The organism is Catalinimonas alkaloidigena (assembly GCF_029504655.1).
GTDB classification, from domain to species: domain Bacteria; phylum Bacteroidota; class Bacteroidia; order Cytophagales; family Cyclobacteriaceae; genus Catalinimonas; species Catalinimonas alkaloidigena.
Genome location: NZ_JAQFIL010000001.1, coordinates 6,241,200 through 6,260,495 on the forward strand (window position 1 = coordinate 6,241,200; position 19,296 = coordinate 6,260,495).

The 19,296-nt window shown below is 41.4% G+C and carries 19 protein-coding genes; 6 read left to right on the top strand and 13 right to left on the bottom strand.

Annotation, left to right across the window (positions count from 1 at the left end; all coding sequences use genetic code 11):
• Position 1 precedes the first annotated feature (1 nt).
• The 6 genes from OKW21_RS25235 to OKW21_RS25260 form a co-directional block, all read right to left on the bottom strand.
• On the bottom strand, positions 2-1,219 hold the full coding sequence (locus OKW21_RS25235) for an NADH-quinone oxidoreductase subunit D (protein ID WP_277485011.1): 1,218 nt from the start codon (positions 1,217-1,219) through the stop codon (positions 2-4).
• A gap of 1 nt (position 1,220) precedes the next feature.
• Entirely contained in the window at positions 1,221-1,721 is a 501-nt protein-coding gene (locus OKW21_RS25240; RefSeq protein WP_277485014.1) for an NADH-quinone oxidoreductase subunit C, read from the bottom strand.
• Positions 1,718-2,275: an NADH-quinone oxidoreductase subunit NuoB gene (nuoB, locus tag OKW21_RS25245; protein ID WP_277485016.1), complete on the bottom strand. Its 558-nt coding sequence runs from the start codon at positions 2,273-2,275 to the stop codon at positions 1,718-1,720. Before nuoB ends, OKW21_RS25240 begins: the two co-directional genes overlap by 4 nt.
• A 74-nt stretch (positions 2,276-2,349) precedes the next feature.
• A complete protein-coding gene (locus OKW21_RS25250) occupies positions 2,350-2,829 on the bottom strand; it encodes an NADH-quinone oxidoreductase subunit A (RefSeq protein ID WP_277485018.1) in 480 nt (159 codons plus the stop codon).
• Positions 2,830-2,845: 16 nt separating this feature from the next.
• Positions 2,846-3,475 (bottom strand): LON peptidase substrate-binding domain-containing protein, encoded by a 630-nt coding sequence (locus tag OKW21_RS25255; protein WP_277485020.1) that lies wholly within the window; start codon positions 3,473-3,475, stop codon positions 2,846-2,848.
• Between the two features lie 258 nt (positions 3,476-3,733).
• Positions 3,734-4,906: an aminotransferase class V-fold PLP-dependent enzyme gene (locus OKW21_RS25260; protein ID WP_277485022.1), complete on the bottom strand. Its 1,173-nt coding sequence runs from the start codon at positions 4,904-4,906 to the stop codon at positions 3,734-3,736.
• Between the two features lie 112 nt (positions 4,907-5,018).
• Here OKW21_RS25260 and OKW21_RS25265 point away from each other — a divergent pair, with 112 nt between their 5' ends.
• Both OKW21_RS25265 and OKW21_RS25270 read left to right on the top strand, forming a co-directional pair.
• Positions 5,019-6,152: an XdhC family protein gene (locus tag OKW21_RS25265; RefSeq protein WP_277485024.1), complete on the top strand. Its 1,134-nt coding sequence runs from the start codon at positions 5,019-5,021 to the stop codon at positions 6,150-6,152.
• Positions 6,139-6,744, top strand: a complete 606-nt coding sequence (locus OKW21_RS25270) for a nucleotidyltransferase family protein (RefSeq protein ID WP_277485026.1) — start codon at positions 6,139-6,141, stop codon at positions 6,742-6,744. The genes OKW21_RS25265 and OKW21_RS25270 overlap by 14 nt, the downstream gene beginning before the upstream one ends.
• Before the next feature lie 46 nt (positions 6,745-6,790).
• On the opposite strand, the gene OKW21_RS25275 is transcribed toward OKW21_RS25270, so the two are convergent.
• Entirely contained in the window at positions 6,791-9,175 is a 2,385-nt protein-coding gene (locus OKW21_RS25275) for an ABC transporter permease (protein ID WP_277485028.1), read from the bottom strand.
• A gap of 337 nt (positions 9,176-9,512) precedes the next feature.
• Between OKW21_RS25275 and OKW21_RS25280 the strand changes: the two genes are divergently transcribed.
• The gene (locus OKW21_RS25280) at positions 9,513-9,950 is read left to right on the top strand and encodes a c-type cytochrome (RefSeq protein WP_277485031.1); all 438 of its coding nucleotides are present in this window, start codon (positions 9,513-9,515) and stop codon (positions 9,948-9,950) included.
• Between the two features lie 221 nt (positions 9,951-10,171).
• Complete coding sequence (locus tag OKW21_RS25285) at positions 10,172-10,357, top strand: Sec-independent protein translocase subunit TatA/TatB (protein ID WP_277485033.1); 186 nt, start codon at positions 10,172-10,174, stop codon at positions 10,355-10,357.
• Positions 10,358-10,396: 39 nt separating this feature from the next.
• Here the strand turns inward: OKW21_RS25285 and OKW21_RS25290 are convergent, their stop codons facing one another.
• The 6 genes from OKW21_RS25290 to OKW21_RS25315 form a co-directional block, all read right to left on the bottom strand.
• Positions 10,397-10,624: a hypothetical protein gene (locus OKW21_RS25290; protein ID WP_277485035.1), complete on the bottom strand. Its 228-nt coding sequence runs from the start codon at positions 10,622-10,624 to the stop codon at positions 10,397-10,399.
• Entirely contained in the window at positions 10,621-11,019 is a 399-nt protein-coding gene (locus OKW21_RS25295) for an ABC transporter permease (RefSeq protein ID WP_277485037.1), read from the bottom strand. The genes OKW21_RS25290 and OKW21_RS25295 overlap by 4 nt, the downstream gene beginning before the upstream one ends.
• A gap of 444 nt (positions 11,020-11,463) precedes the next feature.
• Positions 11,464-12,558: an alginate O-acetyltransferase AlgX-related protein gene (locus OKW21_RS25300; protein ID WP_277485039.1), complete on the bottom strand. Its 1,095-nt coding sequence runs from the start codon at positions 12,556-12,558 to the stop codon at positions 11,464-11,466.
• Positions 12,513-13,955, bottom strand: coding sequence for an MBOAT family O-acyltransferase (locus OKW21_RS25305; protein WP_277485042.1), 1,443 nt, complete (start codon positions 13,953-13,955; stop codon positions 12,513-12,515). The genes OKW21_RS25300 and OKW21_RS25305 overlap by 46 nt, the downstream gene beginning before the upstream one ends.
• An 80-nt stretch (positions 13,956-14,035) precedes the next feature.
• Positions 14,036-16,327: a heavy metal translocating P-type ATPase gene (locus tag OKW21_RS25310; protein WP_277485044.1), complete on the bottom strand. Its 2,292-nt coding sequence runs from the start codon at positions 16,325-16,327 to the stop codon at positions 14,036-14,038.
• Positions 16,328-16,571: 244 nt separating this feature from the next.
• On the bottom strand, positions 16,572-17,471 hold the full coding sequence (locus OKW21_RS25315; RefSeq protein WP_277485047.1) for a helix-turn-helix domain-containing protein: 900 nt from the start codon (positions 17,469-17,471) through the stop codon (positions 16,572-16,574).
• Positions 17,472-17,816: 345 nt separating this feature from the next.
• Between OKW21_RS25315 and OKW21_RS25320 the strand changes: the two genes are divergently transcribed.
• Positions 17,817-18,317, top strand: a complete 501-nt coding sequence (locus OKW21_RS25320; RefSeq protein ID WP_277485049.1) for a hypothetical protein — start codon at positions 17,817-17,819, stop codon at positions 18,315-18,317.
• A gap of 124 nt (positions 18,318-18,441) precedes the next feature.
• Positions 18,442-19,287 carry a DUF4440 domain-containing protein gene (locus OKW21_RS25325; RefSeq protein WP_277485051.1) on the top strand — a complete coding sequence of 282 codons (846 nt, stop codon included), beginning with the start codon at positions 18,442-18,444 and terminating at the stop codon, positions 19,285-19,287.
• Positions 19,288-19,296 lie beyond the last annotated feature (9 nt).

Sequence of the window (19,296 nt, forward strand, 5' to 3'; positions counted from 1 at the left end):
ACTATCTATCAACTTCTCCTAGGACAATATCTATAGATCCCAATATGGCAATCAGGTCAGCAATCATACAACCTTTAGAGATTTCACTGATCACAGAAAGGTTTACAAAACAACTACTACGCGCCTTACAGCGAAAAGGAATATCGCTTTTGCCATCGGTTCTAAAATAAAACCCAAGTTCACCCCGAGGATTCTCGGCACGCACGTAAAAATCCTGCTTTTTGGGGCGAATCTTTTTGGGAACCAATGCACGTGGATCAAATTTACGGTCACGTGTAAGATCTCCGGTAAGTCGTTCCAGGCACTGCTCAACAATTTTTAATGACTCATAGCATTCTCTTACTCGCACATGAGTACGATCCCAGCAATCACCTACGCTGCCCATAAGCCCTTCGCCTACTGGAATATCAAAATCCAGTTCCGGATAAATAGAATATCCATCTACTTTCCGCAAGTCTAGCTTCAGCCCTGAGCCTCTTAACATAGGCCCCGAAATGCCATAATTGATAGCGACATCCAGAGGAAGCAAACCAACATTGGCGGTACGTTCTACAAAGATTTTATTATTCATTACCAGCTTTTCCAACTCCCCCAGTTTTGGCTTTAAGTACTTGATAAAGGCAGCGCAGCGTTCTTCAAACCCTAGTGGCAAATCATAAAAAAGCCCTCCAATCCAAATGTAATTGTATAGCATGCGCGCCCCACATGTCCATTCCAAAAGTCTCATGATATGTTCTCGGTCACGCATCAGCCAAAGAAAAGGTGTGTAAGCGCCAATATCCATAGCATAAGTTCCTACTGCCACAAAATGAGAAGCCAGCCGGTTCAGTTCGGCGACCAATACTCTTATATATTCTACACGAGGAGGTATCTGGTCAGCAATACCTAACATTTGCTCTACGCCCATCGCAAAGGCATGCTCAGAATTCATAGAGGCCAGATAATCCATCCTGTCTACGAACGGTAATATTTGATTGTAAGGCAGGTTTTCAGCATGTTTTTCAAAGCAGCGATGCAAATAGCCTAAATGAGGCACTACATCAACAATAACCTCTCCGTTAGTGATCACTTCTAAACGTAATACTCCATGTGTAGAGGGATGTTGTGGGCCAACATTCACAATCATCTCTTCCGATTTCAGATCTTCAGCTTTGAATTTGTTAGGTTCAGACTTTCTCAGATGCTGCTCGTCAAACTGATATTGTATTGGATTCGCCATGCTAGTAGATTACCTTGATACCGTGATAATATTCCTGCTCTTTATAGTCCTTGCGAAGGGGGTGACCCTCCCAGTCATTAGGCAACAAAATGCGGCGCTGATCAGGATGACCACTGAAATGAATACCTACTAAATCATACGCTTCACGCTCGTGCCAATCCGCAGTACGCCAGATATGACTTACGGTAGGCACCTCGGCATAGGCCTGGCTTTCAGTCTCTCTGGTAATAATTATCTGCAATGACAATTGAAAATTATAAGGAATGGAGTACAGATGGTAAATCACTTCCATTGTTCCCTGCTCAGGACCATTATCCATACCAGTCAGGCAAGCCAGATAATCAAAGTAGGTCTTTTCATTGGTATGCAACGCCATGCAAACTTCTGCAATCTTGGCAGCCGGAATATGGAGCATGGGAGGAGAAGCATCAGTATCTGTTGCTAAAACGATATCTTCACCAAATTTATCAGTTAAAAGAGCTTGAATTTCTTCCAGAATCATGCCTTTTGGGGTTCAGGGCTAGCTTTTTCTTTTTTCTTTCTCTTTTCCATCAGCTTCTCTAAAGCCGTTGGAGCCATTAGCGATTCATTACGGATTTTTTCCTGCAATTTAAGAATACCGCCTATCAGGGCTTCGGGGCGTGGGGGACAGCCTGGTACATATACGTCAACAGGGATAACTCGGTCTACACCTTTTACCACATGATAGCCATGCTGCCAGTAGGGTCCTCCACAATTGGAGCAGGAGCCCATAGAAATTACATATCTCGGTTCTGACATCTGTTCATACAAACGACGAACACGGTCAGCCATTTTGAAGGTGACCGTACCGGAAACGATCATGACATCAGACTGGCGGGGTGAGGGGCGGGGTATTACGCCGAAACGATCCAGGTCATAACCGGAAGCGTAGGTAGACATCATCTCAATAGCACAACAGGCTAGGCCGAAGCCCATAGGCCAGAGCGAAGACAGACGCGCCCAGTTCACAATATCATCAACACGAGTAACAATTACTCCTCCTTTTCCAAACTGTTGATCCAGCAGACCTCCCATGACGATAATTAATTACAAATTGAAAGATTAAAAAATAATTTAAAATAAGGGTTTTGCGAAATACTTTTTCTGGCTTAATACTTTTCTGAAACCTTATCGTACAGCGCTTTAGGGATGTGTGATGTATAGCTAGGTTTACTAACTCTCGGCTTGATCCAATCCAGAAACCCTTTTGCCCATGCATATGCTAAACCCATAGCCAAAATACCGATAAAAACAGACATCTCCACCAACGAAAACCAGCCCCACAATCCCTGTGTTCCGTCAATTAGTTCTTTCTGCCCGAATACTGTAGCCCAGGGAAACAAAAATACAATCTCCACATCAAAAAGAATAAAAATCAGGGCTACGATATAAAAGCGGGAGTTGAATTGTCCCCAGGCTGATCCGCTGGGGTCTTCACCGCACTCATAAGTAGAAAGTTTTTCTTCGTTAGGACGGTCGGGACGAATCATTCTCGCAACCATCAAAGCGATCATTACGAATATGCTACTGCCCACGATAAAAAGAAGTATTATGCTAAATGCTGAAAGCTGCGTATCTTGAGTAATCATGGATAATCTTAGGTATTTAAAGATCCAGTGAATCAAAATGCTTAAAGTGGCCATTCATCCGAATACGTTCTTTTGTACGCTCTACTTCTCGTAAGACAGGTATTGTCTTTTTCAGATGCTGTATGACCATCGCCTGACGATCTCGCTCACGTTCAATTTGTAAAAGCTGATACTCCTGCTCTTGTGATAGCCCTATTTTATGACCGATTTCAAAGGTAGTAATATCCTCGTCTACTTCCACTTTTTTAACGACATTCATCAAATTGTATAAATCCTTGATAAGCGAGATAATTTCAGTATGAAGCCTGAGATCACCATCTTGTACATTATCCAGATAAAACACATCGCCTCCGGCATAAAGTTTTCCTCCTACCGGATTATTGAACGACATTACTTTAAAAACTCGGGTAGCCCTGGTAGTGATGTCCAGGCGGCCATCTTCATACCGTTTTACTACTTTTTTCACATACATCTCAGTACCATATTCCAACTTTTTATCAATATATGCTGGAATCCCAAAAGGATGGCTTTTTTCCAAACATTCATTAATTAATTGCTTGTATCTTTCTTCAAAAACATGAAGGTTGACATTCTCGCCCGGAAACGCCACCAGGTTCAGAGGAAATAAGGGTAGGTAATTTTCCATATAGACACGATCCTACTCAACTAACAAAAATATGATTCATTCCTTCTTATCATACAACAACTTATCTACGTGATCGTTACACATTTGCAATACGTAAGAAAATGACTGATTTGTCATTCAAATAAATATTCCAATAGGAGAATTTATTTTGATCAGGCACAGTTATTGTAACTTATACAATAGCGCAAGGATTTTTCTTAGCGTTTGTTTAAGGTTGATAGTTGACCCCGGACGTTTGGTCGCGTCCGGGGTTCTTTTTTATACCACTGCCCGAAAACAGGCTAATAGCTTCTGCATATCCTCCGCTTCATTATACAGATGGGGAGCGATCCTTACTGAATTACCTCTCACTGAAACCAACACCTGTTCACGCTGTAAATGCTCCTGAAGCTTACTCATCGCTACCTTTTCTGGTAGTCTTACACCAAACAAATGATGACCTCTAAATGTTGGATCTTCTATCTGAAAACCATATTCCAGTAGAGTCGACAGGATAGGCTCATTGAGCCTTTGACAATAGGTTTGGATATTTTGGACTCCCCAGGCGTCAAGTTCTTTAAGTGCTTGAAGTAGCATTGGGACCAGAATAAAATTACTGCGTTCTCCAACTTCATAACGTAATGCTCCTGGCTGATAACAATCCTGATAATTTACCAGATTGGTGAAATCTTCGCTTCCAAAACGGCTTATCCACCCTTCTTCCAGAGGATCGCCTTCGTCAAAGTAAGGTCCGAAATAAGCCATTCCAATTGCATATGGTCCCATGAGCCATTTGTAGCCTGCGCAGATGAGCGCATCAGGCTGTATTTCATCTACATCAAAAGCTAAAGCGCCTACTGACTGAGTACCATCTACTACCAGCAATGCTCCTACTTCCTTTGTTCGTTCTCGGATGGCCTTGAGGTCAAAGCGAGTGCCATCTGACCAGTGGACATGAGCAATAGCAACCAGCCGGGTTTTGTTGTCTATTGCTTCCAGTATGTTCTCATTCCATTTTTTACCTCTCTCTTTAGTTTGTAGAGGAGCATCTATGGTTTTAAGTATTGCCTTCTTTTCGGCTGTCAGCTTTTGCCAGATATATACGTTGCTGGGAAACTGTTCTCCTGTTACTACAACATTCTCACCTTGGCCAATAGGTAGGTTTCGGGCTACTACTGCCATGCCATATGAAACAGAGGGAATAACAACAAGCCGTGAATGGTCTGGAGTCTGAATGAGCTTGGCATATGCTTTCCTTAAATCTTCTACTTCGCCAAAAAACGCTCTATGCCCTACCTGTTCCGGAGATCGTTTAAGCTTCAATCCTTTTATGCCTGCCTCTTCCACACTCTTCATCAAAGGACTCATATAGGCACAATTCAGATAAGTAATATCAGGAGATAATGTGAATTTACCTTTCTGAGAAGGCAATGCAAGGCTGTGTTGTGACATTGTTATTATGTATATTGCTTATTTTCTAAGCGAAAGATAGGAAGCCCTATATTATTTAGATAGTTTTTAAGAGAAAGAAGGTAAATTAGTTATACAACCAACCCGCGGCGGTATGAAAGAACTCAGTAGAATAGTGGAAGCATATGACCAGATTGCTGACACCTCTCAAAAGGCAGCACTGGCTACCGTAGTGAAAGTACAAGGCTCTTCTTACCGTAGAGCCGGAGCACGTATGCTTATGACGGATGATGGCCGCTGGACTGGTGCGATCAGCGGAGGGTGTCTGGAAGGAGATGCGCTACGCAAAGCCCGTCAGGCTATTCTCCTAAATCAACCTAGCGTAGTAACTTACGATACTATGACTGATGAAAATGCCAGTAGACTCGGAGTAGGACTAGGCTGTAACGGAATTATAGATGTACTCATTGAACCTATAGATTATCTGCGTGAGCAGATGGATTTAATGCGGGTTTTTAAAAACTTTCTCAAAGATCGTAAAAGAGCAGCCATTGCCACTGTTTTTAACGTGGAAGAATCTATGCAAGAAGGGATTGGGCAAAGGTTCGTCACAGATAGTCAGGGAAATGCGCTGAGCAATATTACTGTCCCCTTATTGAAGGATCAGGTACACGCTGATATTTTACCTGCCTTAGCAAAAGGTCAACCCCTCAATAAAGTATATGCAGTGGAAAAAGGTCGCGTAGAAGTAAGTATTGAAATACTTCACCCCAGCATAGAGCTCATCATCTTTGGAGGGGGATATGACGCTGCTCCGGTGGTAAAACTAGGAGATACCTTGGGCTGGCAGGTCAGTGTAACTGATGATTGTATTGCACATACGGGCAGCAAGCGTTTTCCGGGTGCTTGTCAGGTGCTACATGCTCCACGCGAAAATGTGGTAGAACAATTATCTATCACGCCTTATACTTATACGGTGCTGATGTCGCACAACTATGCGTATGATATAGCTGTATTACCTCAACTGTTGGCTACTGACGTTCAGTATATTGGTATTTTAGGACCTAAAAAACGCTATCTGAAAATGTTGCATGAGCTGGAACAAAAAGGGATTATCCTCAGTGAAAAAGATCAGGAGCGTATTCATAGTCCTGTAGGATTAGACATTGGTGCGGAAACACCCGACGAAATAGCGCTATCCATTATTTCAGAGATACAAGCTGTACATCAAAGAAGCAAAGGAGGACTGCTCAAAGAAAAGAAAGGCTTCATTCATGAACGCAGTTGAAGAACATGCAATAGTTATCCTGGCCGCCGGAGCATCTTCCCGCATGGGCCAACCCAAGCAGTTATTAGAAATTAAAGGTAAAACGCTACTGCGTCATGTAGCCGAAGAAGCCATAAGCGCAAGTATAGGCCCGGTAATAGTAGTAGTAGGTGCTTTTTCTGAATTGGTAGAAAAAGCAATCAAGGATATTAGCGTAAAAAAAGTGGTGAACCTGGACTGGAAGCAAGGTATGGGAACTTCCATTCAAAAGGGTATATTAGAAGTACAAAATCAATACCCCCATTGTCAGGGAGCTATACTCATGCTATCAGATCAGCCATATGTTGACGCCACCTTGCTGAACAAATTATTACAAGCCCATCTGGATTCTAAAAAACCGATTGTTGCTTCATCTTACCAGAATACATTAGGGGTTCCGGTTTATTTTCATGCTTCGTATTTTCCTCATTTATGCCAACTGGAAGGCTTCGTAGGGGCACGCAAACTTATCCGGCAGCATAAGGAAAAGGTAGAAAGGGTGGATTTCCCTTCTGGTAAATTTGATATCGATACGCCTGAAGATTATCAGAAAATAAAAAAGAAAATGGAGTAAAAACCATGAGTTAAGCACGCTACTTACTCAGCATATGCCCGCATTTTTATTCACTTCTTAAAGCTTCTGCCGGATTAGCAAGCGCCGCTTTTACCGACTTAAAGCTTACAGTGAGCAGTGCTATGACGAGCCCTACAAGTGCTGCGATCACAAACATCCACCAGGAAATACTAATACTGTAGGTAAAGTCTGCCAGCCACTGCTGCATAAAATAATACGCTACAGGGGCAGCCATCAAAAATGCAACCCCCAGTAGTAACACAAAATCTTTGGTGAACAAATAAACAATATGCTGTATACTGCCTCCCAAAACTTTACGTATGCCTACTTCTTTTTCTTTCTGAATGGCCATAAAACTGATCAGCCCGTAGAGTCCCAGGCAGCCAATAAAAATGGCTATTCCGGCAAAAATGGATAAGAGCTTGGAGGTTTTTCGTTCCTGCTCATACATCGTTGCCAGATCATTATCCAGAAACTCATAGCTAAAATAATAGTCAGGAAATGCAGACCGCCACTGTTGTTCTACTGCCGCGATCGCCTCCTGGCTACGACTCATTTCAACTTTAAAAGAAGCTTTCTGAAAAAAGCCTGGCGCTCTTATCATCATCAGAGGGGGGATTTCTTCTTTCAATGACATAGAATGAAAATCCTGTACAACTCCTATTATTTCTCCTTCTGTACCATAAAAGCTGATTTGCTCTCCCAATGCCTTTTCAGGATCAGTGATTCCTATTTCTTTCAAAAAGGTTTCATTCACCACCAAATCAGTAGAGTCACCCAGCGGCTGTACATTGTGTCCTGCAATGAGCGGGATGCCATAAAAAGTCAGAAAATTACTGTCAATAAACTTAATCTCGGATATCTTACGCTCTTCCGAAGATGCCTGATGCATAAAATAAGTCCAGTACTTATTTATGGTAGCCGCGGGTGTGTTCAATGAGAAACTAATGTCTTTGATACTGCTCAACTGAGACATGTCATTACGCAATGTTTCTACCTTATCGTGATTACTTCTTGGCAGATCCGCCGTAAGCACTGCTTCCTGATCAAATCCCAGTGAGGCATTATTGAAATAATGCATTTGACTTAATACAACCACTGTGCAGATGATAAGCACCTGCGAAAGCGCAAACTGGAAAATGATAAGGCCTTTACGCAGTATTATTCCTTTTGAGCTACGGGAAGCATAGGTGTTTTTCAGACTGGAAACAGGACGAAAGGCTGAGAGTACCAGTGAAGGGTAAAAGCCTGCTAATATACTTACTACTATACCTATCCCAAACAAAAAAAGCCAGGTTACCCACTCATTCATCAGTGAGAAATCCAGAGGAAGGTTAAGGAAAGAGCCAAGGGGGGGCAGTAAGTTCGCAGCTAGTAGATATGAAATCAGAATAGCCATAAAAGTCAGCAGTGCGGTCTCTCCCATAAACTGTCCGATCAGTTGCTGGCGCGAGCTACCCAGCACTTTACGCACTCCTACTTCTTTAGAACGCTTTACTGCCTGGGCAGTAGTAAGGTTAATGAAGTTTATACAGGCAGTAATAAGCAGGAAAATACCTACCAGAGCCAGGCTGTTGATAGACTCTTTGGAAACGGTACGCTCCGAAAAATTATCTATCTGACTACTGAAATGAACTTCCTCAAGGGGCTGAAGTTCATGCGTCATATAATTATCAGCAAAATCTTCACCCAGGTACTTAGCGATCATCCCCGGAAAACGGGTATCAATTACTTCAGCGAAAACATTAGGCTTTAACAGGACAAAGGTCTGATAGTAAGAGCTCCTGCTCCCCCCATATGTTTCTTTATATTCTTCACTTTGCTCAAAAGTAGCGTGAGAAATGGCCATTCTGATAGGGTAATCAGTATTTTTTGGCATCGCCTTGAGAATTCCACTTACTACCAGTTCCTGTGCATTGTTGAGCCGTATACTCTTGCCCATCGCATCTCCACGAAAATATTTTTCTGCTAAAGTTTCATCAATCACCACCTGCCCGGCTTTGCCAAGTGACTTTTGCGGACTACCACTAATCCATTCAAAATCAAAAATTTCATAGAAGGCAGGCGAGACATAGGCAATACTAGGCTCACGACTCAACTCTTCATGAACTTCTATCTGCGTCTTTTCAGGATTAGGCTTGTAGACAACCGCAACCTTCTCTATTTCGGGAAAATCATTTTCTAATATTACCTTCAAGCCATGAGGTGTTCCTGCGTCGTTCAATGCCGGATCTTTTGGTGAACCTGAAAGTACCCGATAAATACGGTCTGATTTAGTATGAAAATCATCAAAGCTTAGTTCAAAACGGACGATCAAAAAAATCACCAACGCTCCGCTAATGCCCAGGGTAAGTCCTGCAATATTGATCAGAGAAAAACTTCTTTGTCGGGCCAGGTTTCTGAAGGCAGTGATAAAATAGTTTTTAAGCATGATAAATCAGCTGATGGAGAAATCTTGACTTTTAACACGGGCTGTAAAAAAAGCGTGCCATTTCATAAATGTGCTTCTGATGAATGTTAGTTAGTTGTACATACATATTAAATGTACATTAACGAACATGTCTGTGCGAAGTTGGACACCCTAAAAGTTAAAATCATGCGCTAGTTTAAATTACTGTTTAGAAAATTTTATATAACTTGTAAGCTTGATTCTAAGTTATTTTGAGGCAGTCTATTATACTGCTTTCCCTTCCCTATACTTATCTGGTAAGAGGTAAGCAGAAGCCCGCTCAAATAAACATTTTAACATAAAAACTTTTTGTTGAGATATGTACCATTCATCATTAGTATTAAGCACAGCTATCTTTTTGTCTAGTGTGTTTTTTTCATTTAACCAAGCTGAAGTAGTTTCTATGCAGGCTGAGCCCAACTTAGAAGAAAGCATCAAGCTAGGAAAAGAAATCTACTCCAGCTACTGCGTTAGTTGTCATATGAGTGAAGGGCAGGGAGTACCCGGAGCATTTCCTCCTTTAGCAAAATCTGATTATCTCATGGCTGATAAAGAGCGTTCTATTCGCACAGTGATGCATGGCCTGGAAGGTGAAATTGTAGTCAACGGCACTACTTATAACAACATAATGACTCCACTTGGCCTGACCAATGAAGAGATTACACATGTACTCAATTATGTGCGTAACAGTTGGGGCAATGAAGGAGAAGTAGTCACTTTTCAAGAAGTAGAAGCTGTAAGGGAAGCCGGAGAATAAATAGTGCTATGCTGTAATAGTTCTTAACTGCTACGGACTAGTGTGATAGTGGTATCATTAGATTGCTCCGATCTCTTGACTATAGCACTCTAATCCTAAGAATCATACCACTAATTTATTTTAGAAAGTGACGTTACTTTTGATTCCATCCAGCGTCTAATGGTCAGCAACAGATCTATTAATTTCAAATCCGTAATATTTAATCTGTAATTTTCAATGATATGACACTGGCTTTTTTGATGCTCGAGAACATCAGTGGATGGGAGATATTCATTATAGTACTTGTAATTTATATCTTCTTCGGTCCTCGCTCTCTACCCAAGTTTTACCAAAACATGAAAAAAGCGCTTGCCCAATTTCAGGACTCCCTGAAAGAAGTGCAGCGTGAATTGCATAAGAAAGAATAGAAAAGGGCAGGCATTTGCCTAAACCCTTTTTTATATTTTCTATTCATTTCTCAACGAGCTTACAGGATTGACAAAAGCCAGCTTTAGCGCCCGACTTCCCACAATTAACATTCCCAGCACCAGTAAGCTGGCGCTTCCCAAGAGTATACTTCCCACTCCGATTTCTGTACGATAAGCCAGATTATTTAGCCAGAGGCTATTCAGAAAATAGGCTGTCGGAATACCAATGATGATGGCAATAAACAGCAACAGCAGAAAGCTTTTCAAAAGTAAAAAATCAGCTGATACAGTTCTGCCCCCAGCACTTTACAGATACAAACCTCCTTCATCTTGATTTCTGCTGTGTAAATGGCAATCCCCAAAAATCCGAGACAGGCAATGCAGATGGAAAGGAATGCAAAGTAGCCAACTACTTTCATCAGAATGGTCAGTCCTGCCAGTATAGCCTGTATATGAGTGCTGCTCAGTTTGATCAGCATATAGGCAAATTCCAGCGGACGGCAATAAAGCGCAAAGATTTCAATACGTTCCATCACCGGCAGGTAATGAAAATTTTTCACTATACCACTTATCCTCACCTCCTGATTTCCAACAGTCAGCGGTTCGCCCATAGCTTCTGTAGGAGAACTATGTCCAAGTGCATAGACAGTATACTCATTCAATACCACAAACTCTTCATGCTCAGGGTTTAGACAATCACACTCCCCAGCATACTGCAGGAGATTGAAGAAAATTTGTTCGTATTTCTTCAGAAAATAAAAAAACCACGGGCAATAGCCATAAGCAATTTAAAACTACCTATAGCTACTTCCTGTGGCTAATGCTTTTCTCCGCTTAATGAGTTCAGCGATTATGCGAATGTTATTCCACCTTCTCTGCCTGATAAGCAGCTTTCTGTACGATGTCTTTTACCTATTGCTCAATTTCGGCCTCTGCAGCCAGCATTCTGTCGGGCATACCCAGGTCTGCTTTTCAGTAATTTTCCCTACTGCCTCATTCTGATGAGGCTTTAAAGCCCCCTACGCAGTCATTGGGTTTGAGCTGTATGGATTTCGTAATTTAATATCGATTAATTTTGATTGCTCAGTACATTTCTACTTCCTATCTCACTTAATAATTTGGGCCAATTCTTTTGCGATGAGCTGAGACGACAGAGGAGACCAATGAGTATCATCAAAAAAATAAACATCTTTATTTTTGTTTATGGCCTCGCTTAGAATCTTACGAGAATCAATAAAATGATAGTTTTTTTGCATTTCCTGCATATGCTCAAAAAACTTGGGCTTAGTGTATTTTTCATTGTTTACAATATGATTATAGTAAACATCAAACTTGTCAGGAGCAGGAAGAACAATGAGCATAATTCCTTTTTGACTAAGTTTTTCACCTAAACTATTAAGTTCTCTATTAAGCTTTACCACTAATTCTTTTCTGTTATTCACTTCAGTCATGAGCAAGTCCTCTTCATAGAACAAAAGTTCTTTTTGAAACCGGCCCGAAAATAAAGTTGAATCCACTTTTACTTTTAATACTTTTGAAAAGAAGGCATTATCGTCCAGATGATACAAAATATTAAACAGAGGAAATTTCACAATTTCTGCTGGAGGGAAATTTTGCGGATCAGTTTGAGGCATGCTCTGCTTTTCCCTAGCTGAAGAATCTTTATTATTTTTAAATTGAAAAATATAATTAGTTTCAATCTCGTTTCCCCTTTCAACAAAATGTCTTTCTACGGATTGTAGTATGATATAGTTTACCTCAATACTATCCAGCAAATTTCCATTCAATACACCATATACCACACTTATTGGGTTTTTTTTAACCCTCTGGTCAAAATTTATCACACTAATAGAGTCATATTGTGCTAAGTAGTTCTGGTAACCAATCTGGCTTTGCTGAGAGAATGAGTCTCCTATAGTAAGAACAGAATACTTATTTTTTTTTGAAAGATTAGCTTCTGATAAGTTGGTAAATTTAAGAGGCTGGCTATACTCTTCCCTGAATTTTTCCCTGTAGCTTTTATCAGTAGGTATATATCCTACCCTACTAAGATCTCCCTGGTTTTTTGAGTAAAACAGTTTCGTTACAGCTAACATTACTACAAATGGAATGAGAAAAAGAGTAGTCTTCTGGATGAATCGTTTCATTTTAAATTCTAAAACTGAAAATAGATAAATTCCTGTTTCTGCCCTCCGAACCAAAAGAGTGCAAATATAATTGCATAGTACATCGTATATCTGACAGGGCTTTTCCATTTACTGCCCAAATCAGCGATAGCATATTGTTCTTCTCTTCCCAGCCACTCTACAACTATGAAAATCATCACTAATCCAATCACTGTCTTGGGACTCACTTCTGATGCTGGCAGTGAAAACAAGGAAGGCGAAAATATTCCGGATAAATATGCCCAAGCATGAGTTATATCTTCAGCTCTAAAAAAGACCCATGCAAGTAGGGTTAATAAAAATGTAAGTAGAATATTAAAAAACTCTTTAACTGTGGGCAGGTAATTGCCTTGAGCAGCAATCTTCATATTCTTACGGTTTTTATCAGTCAACAGTAGGGGTAAGAAATAAATGGCATTCAAGGCTCCCCAAACAATAAAAGTCCAGTTGGCTCCATGCCATAAACCGCTAACAATAAAAATGGCGAAGGTATTTCGGATTTTCATCGGGGTCCCTCCTCTACTACCTCCTAGTGGAATATAGAGATAGTCTCTAAACCAGGTGGAGAGGGAAATATGCCATCGTCTCCAAAACTCAGCTATGTCTTTTGAAAAATAAGGAAAAGCAAAGTTCCTCATTAAGTCAAAACCAAATAACCGGGATACTCCAATAGCAATATCTGAGTAGCCAGAGAAATCACAGTAGATTTGAAATGCAAAGAAAAATGCGCCCAGTAATAAAGTACTACCTGAATATTCTGCTGAATTATTAAAAATTAGATTAGCATACGTAGCACAGTTATCGGCGATTACTATTTTTTTGAATAGCCCCCACAGTATCTGCCGCATACCATCAACGGCTTTAGCATAATCAAAGGTACGTACTTTTAAGAACTGTGGAAGTAGATGAGTAGCTCGTTCAATAGGACCAGCAACTAGCTGAGGAAAAAAGCTAACAAAAGTAGCGAATACGATAAAATTTCTAGTGGGCTTGAGCTTTTCTTTGTAAATATCAATAGTGTAGCTCATCGTTTGAAAAGTATAAAAGCTAATTCCCACTGGAAGAATAATATCAAGAGTATTGAACCCTAATGCAACTTGTAAGCCAGGAACGACATCGTATAACGAATCCAGAAAAAAGTTATAGTACTTAAATACTCCTAAAAACCCAAGATTTACCAGAATACTTGTCCAAAGGAGAGCTTTTCTTTTAAAGTGGTCTTTTTGCTTTTCAAGCGCTATTCCAACAGTAAAATCTACTAAAGTACTAAATGCTATAAGTGATAAAAACCTCCAGTCCCACCACCCATAAAACAGATAGCTGGCCACCAGAAGTAGCACATTTTGTAAGCGCAAGCTTTTACTAGTGATAAACCAATATAGTATAAAAACTATGGGTAAAAATATAGCGAAATCTAATGAGTTGAATAACATAAACTTTTGAATAACCTGGTGCCAATTTACAAAATACTGGATTACGGACGCAAAAGTCAGAGGTCTTCAACGCATATGCTTTACAATTTTGTGCTCTTCAGCCTAAGGCTGTTGGTGACTACCGAAACTGAGCTTAAAGCCATGGCTGCTCCGGCAATCATCGGGTCCAGCAGAAAACCGAAAAACGGGAAAAGTACTCCCGCCGCAATCGGAATACCTATGACATTGTAAATAAATGCCCAGAACAAATTCTGCTTGATGGTCTTCACGGTTTTGCCAGACAAATTCAGCGCCTTGGGGATAGCTGTCAGATCGGAGGTGATGAGTGTCATCTTGGCAACATCCATGGCAATGTCAGAACCTTTGCCCATCGCAATGCTCACATCTGCCTGTGCCAGCGCCTGTGAATCGTTAATACCATCACCCACCATCGCTACGATTTTGCCCTTTTGCTGTAGTTCTTTTACAAAATCAGCTTTCTCTGAGGGCAGGACTTCTGCTTTAAAATGTTTCAGACCTACATCCTGAGCCACTGCCTCAGCGGTCTGCTGATTGTCACCGGTGAACATATATACTTCTACCCCCTGCTCCTGCAAACTTTGGATGGCCCGGGAGGAAGTTGTTTTGATCTTATCCGCGATGGCGATCACTGCCAGTACCTGATCCTGATCAGCAAAATAAACGACTGTATTCGCCTTTTGCTGCCACGTCTTGGCCTGTTCTTCTAGCTTACTTGGCAAAGTAATTTTCAGTTCAAGCATCAGTTGCAGGTTACCTATATAATAGCGTTTGTCTGCTGATTTCGCTTTCACTCCCCTGCCGGTCAGGCTTTCAAAACTTTCAAGCTCAATATTTTCTCTTTTTTCCCCTGCTAGTTTGTCGACCACTGCTTCAGCCAGTGGATGTTCCGACTGTTCTTCCAAAGCATAAAGTATCCCCTGATAGCTTGGTTTCTGCTCTTCTTCCACTTCAAGATTCCATTGTATACCGCTTACCGCGGGTTTACCTTCGGTAATGGTTCCGGTCTTGTCCAGAATGATGGCATTTACCTTATGTGCCAGTTCCAGGCTCTCTGCATCCTTGATCAGGATATTATTTTCTGCACCTTTACCTACCCCTACCATGATGGCGGTAGGTGTAGCCAGCCCCAAAGCACAAGGACAGGCGATAACCAGCACTGTAATGGAAGTGAGCAAGGCATGTGTAAAGGCATCATCTCCTCCAAAAAGCATCCAGGCAGCAAAGGTCAGGATGGAAATGACGATTACTACCGGCACAAAAATACCAGCGATTTTATCTACCAGTTTCTGCACCGGAGCTTTGCTACCCTGTGCTTCCTGCACCATTTTGATGATTTGTCCGAGCACAGTTTCTCCCCCTACTTTCTGCGTTTCAAAGCGAAAGCTTCCCTGCTGATTCACAGTTCCGGCAAATACCTGATTGCCTTTTTGTTTCTGTACAGGAATGGGCTCACCGCTGATCATACTTTCATCCACATAAGAAGAACCGCTTTGTACTTCACCATCCACCGGAATTTTCTCTCCCGGATGTACCAGAATCAGAGTACCCGGCTGCACCTGAGCTACCGGAATTTCCTGTTCTACGCCTTCAACAATGGCATGCACCGTTTTAGGCTGCAGACCAATCAGCTTTTTGATGGCTGAGGAAGTATTTGCTTTGGCTCTTTCTTCCAGCAGCTTCCCCAAAGAAATCAGGGTGATGATGACCGCTGCTGCTTCAAAGTAGGTGTGCGCGGGAAGTCCCCGACTATGCCAGAATTCAGGATAGAAAGTGGTGAAGGCACTGAAGAGAAAAGCGATTCCGGTACTCAGTGCCACCAGTGTATCCATATTGGCTTTGCCATGAAGCGCCTGCCTCCAGGCATTGATAAAGAAGTTACGCCCAAACCAGAAAAGCACCGGTGCGGTCAGTACCATCATGATCCAGTTGGCACCAGACATGTCCATGCTGGGCATATCCATAAGAAACATACCAATGATGAAGACGGGTAAGGTCAGCAGCGCAGCGAAGAGCGTACGCTTTTTCAGAGCCTCATATTGATGGTGTTGCGATTCTGCTTGCTTTTCCTGGGCATTTTCAGTTTCTATAATCAGGTCATAGCCTACCGAGCGTACCGCCTGTTGTAAAATTTCAGGTTTAACAGCAGAATCTACATCTACCCAGGCTGACTGGGTAGCATAATTAACGCCAGCGTCTTTTACTCCTTCGGTTGTTTTGAGGGTAGATTCTACACTTACCGCACAGGCTGCACAGCTCATACCTGTGACGGGATATGTTTTGCGAACATAGCCATTCGCTTCTTTTAGGCTGGTGGCTGGTTCCTGATCTATCGTGGTGTGATTCGTTGCCATAGTATTACTTGGTTATACAACAAAATAACACAAAGCAAGGCAAAGATGATTTACAGAATTCTGGATAAGATTTATATGATTTTAAGTTCGTTTGTAAAAAAAATCCTGTCAACCCCAGGACCCTTTTCATCAACAAAAAATTGTACTTCTTATAATATAAGTACGCTCTATAAATTTTTAGAGGCAGTCCATATTCACATTCATAGTTTGGAGAGTTGTAAGCCTTGTAAACATGCGTGATCAGTCAATTATCATGGAGTATTCGGTATTTGTTGGGCGATTGTCCCACTCGTTCTTTAAAAAAACGGCTAAAGTGCTGCGGATATTTAAAACCTAATTCATAAGCAATCTCATTGACAGTTTTGTTGGGGTCAAATATTTTTTCTTTGGCCACCTCAATCACCTTGGATTGAATATGCTCCTGGGCAGACTGACCGGTTTCTTTTTTAATCAAGTCACCAAAATAGTTTGGAGATAAATTTAATTCGTCGGCACACCAGGCTACGGAAGGCAAGCCAAGCGTTTGTACCCTGTCCGAATGAAAATAACCATTTAGCAGGCTTTCAAACCGTTCTACAATGTTGCTGTGGACATGATCACGGGTGATAAACTGACGATCGTAAAAACGGACGCAATAGTTCAAAAACAGCTCAATGTTATCTACAATAAGTTTTTTACTGTGCTTATCTATGGCATGTTCTAATTCATACTCAATCTTGGAAAAGCAATCCAGTACGATTCTTCTTTCACGTTCTGATACGTGAAGGGCTTCATTAGATTGGTAGCCAAAAAAAGTATAGTCCTGTATATGCCTACCAAGGGAAGTACCAAGGATCAGATCCGGATGAAAGATCAGTGCAAGGCCTTTCGGTTGATAGGTCTCTCCCTTGTTTTCAACGGTGATGAGCTGCCCGGGAGCAATGAATACCAATGTACCTTCCTGGTAATCATAGGTATGTCGGCCATAGCGCAGATCGCCACAGTTCACTTGTTTTAAAAAGATGGTATAAAAACCAAAATACATATTGGAGGCTTGTCTCGGACTTGCCTTTGAAATATCCACCACACTCACCAGTGGGTGGAGCGTTTCATTGTTATTGAATACGTTGTAGTCGTTTATGGTCTCAAAACGTCGCAGTTCCATATTATTGATGTTTTAGCTCATCCTAAATTACGGATTTATACACTTCTCAACAGATGAGTCCCTTCAAATCAGTAATAATGGTAGAAGAATCCGTAATCCGTATACCATTAAGGCAAAAAAATACCAAGACCTTTGGAATATACCGATCAAAGAATTTTACCTAAAATAAGCATGCATAGTATCTGTAAACTGATAAGTACTTTGAGGCGCCAAACAATATGCTTTTGCAAAAAGCCCTTTCAATACAGCTGCGTCACCCTATCCATCATCACCACCCTGCTCCTCTGCGTCAATACCACCTTTGCTCAACCGCATATAAAGATTTGGGGCAGCAAAAACCCCAAAATGATAAAAAAGCAGGCTGAAATATATCTAGACCATTTGGATGTCCGGGAGCATCTTTATTTGACCATCGGCATCACTACTAAGATGCCGGAAAAACTGGAAGGTATTACCCTCCCCCTTCCTTCGCCAGAACCAGCTATGTATCAGATGCTCAAAGTACTGATTCAGGCAAATTTGAGTAAAGAAAAGCAATTGCTGGTGCTAGCCCACGAAATGATCCATGTCAAGCAATATGCAAAAAATGAATTGATAACGATGCATGATAAAAGAGTAGTTTGGAAAGGCAAAAAGCACTATTACTCCCAAGCCGATAATTTGAATAAGCCCTGGGAAAAAGAAGCCTATCGCAATGATCATATTTTAGCACAAATCGACGAACCATCGCAAAACCCTAAGCAGGAGACTCTGGCAGAGCAAATACCCAATCGTATTTCTAATTCCACGACTTATAAGTGTTCGTATGTGATAGAAAAATGTAAAGAGCAAAAGACCAGCTCTTAAAAGAGCCATATAAACAAATTGCCCCCTTGGCACTTCATTAAAGTATTATAAACATATACACTTTGAGCTTGTACTTCAGTACATAAAAAAGAAAGCAATAGAGACAACACAACCAAAAAGACATATGAAGAAATTACTCTATTTGACCATTTTATTATCTGTCATTCTCTCTACCCAGGGAATGGCTCAAGAGCGTTCCGTTTTTTCAAAAGGCGAAAAGGCGCCTAACGTACATCACACCGGAGATGTCTGGCTCTATCACGTAAGTGATGCTGATGATACTTTTAACTATAATGTTGCCCAGGCTGTCTTTGCGCCCGGGGCCAAACTAGACTGGCACATGCATCCTGGCGGACAACAATTGCTCATTACGGAAGGTACCGGCTTTTATCAGGAAAGAGATAAGCCTGTACAAATTGTTCAACAGGGAGATGTGGTAAAATGTCTTCCCGGTGTGGAGCATTGGCATGCAGCCACCCCTGAAACTGGTGTTACCTATCTTGCTATCACGGGAAACCAACCCACACAATGGCTTGAAAGAGTAAGGGAGGAAGAATTTAATAGTATAGAAGTACCTGCTATCCGCAGCGAGAATGTAGAACAGGAAATCAAGAATCTCTCTAAAGAAAAATGGCAATGGATGGCGGACAAAAATGTAGATTCTCTTGAAGCTCTCTTCCACGAAAAGGCAGAGTTTGTGCATATGGGAGGTAGCTGGGGAACCGATCGGGAACTCAGCATCATTGAAAGTGGAGGTATCTGGTACAAGAAAGCGGATATCCACGAGGTATCGGTGAATATCATAGATAATACTGCCATCCTGCTAAACCGGATTGATCTGCTGGCCGAAGTCGGGGGAAACGAGGTAACGAATCCCTTTGAAGTCACTGAGGTATATATTAAACAAAATGGTAGCTGGAAGCTAGGTTCGCTATCGTTTACCAGACTCATGAGCAGACCTGAAGAATAATCACGAAAT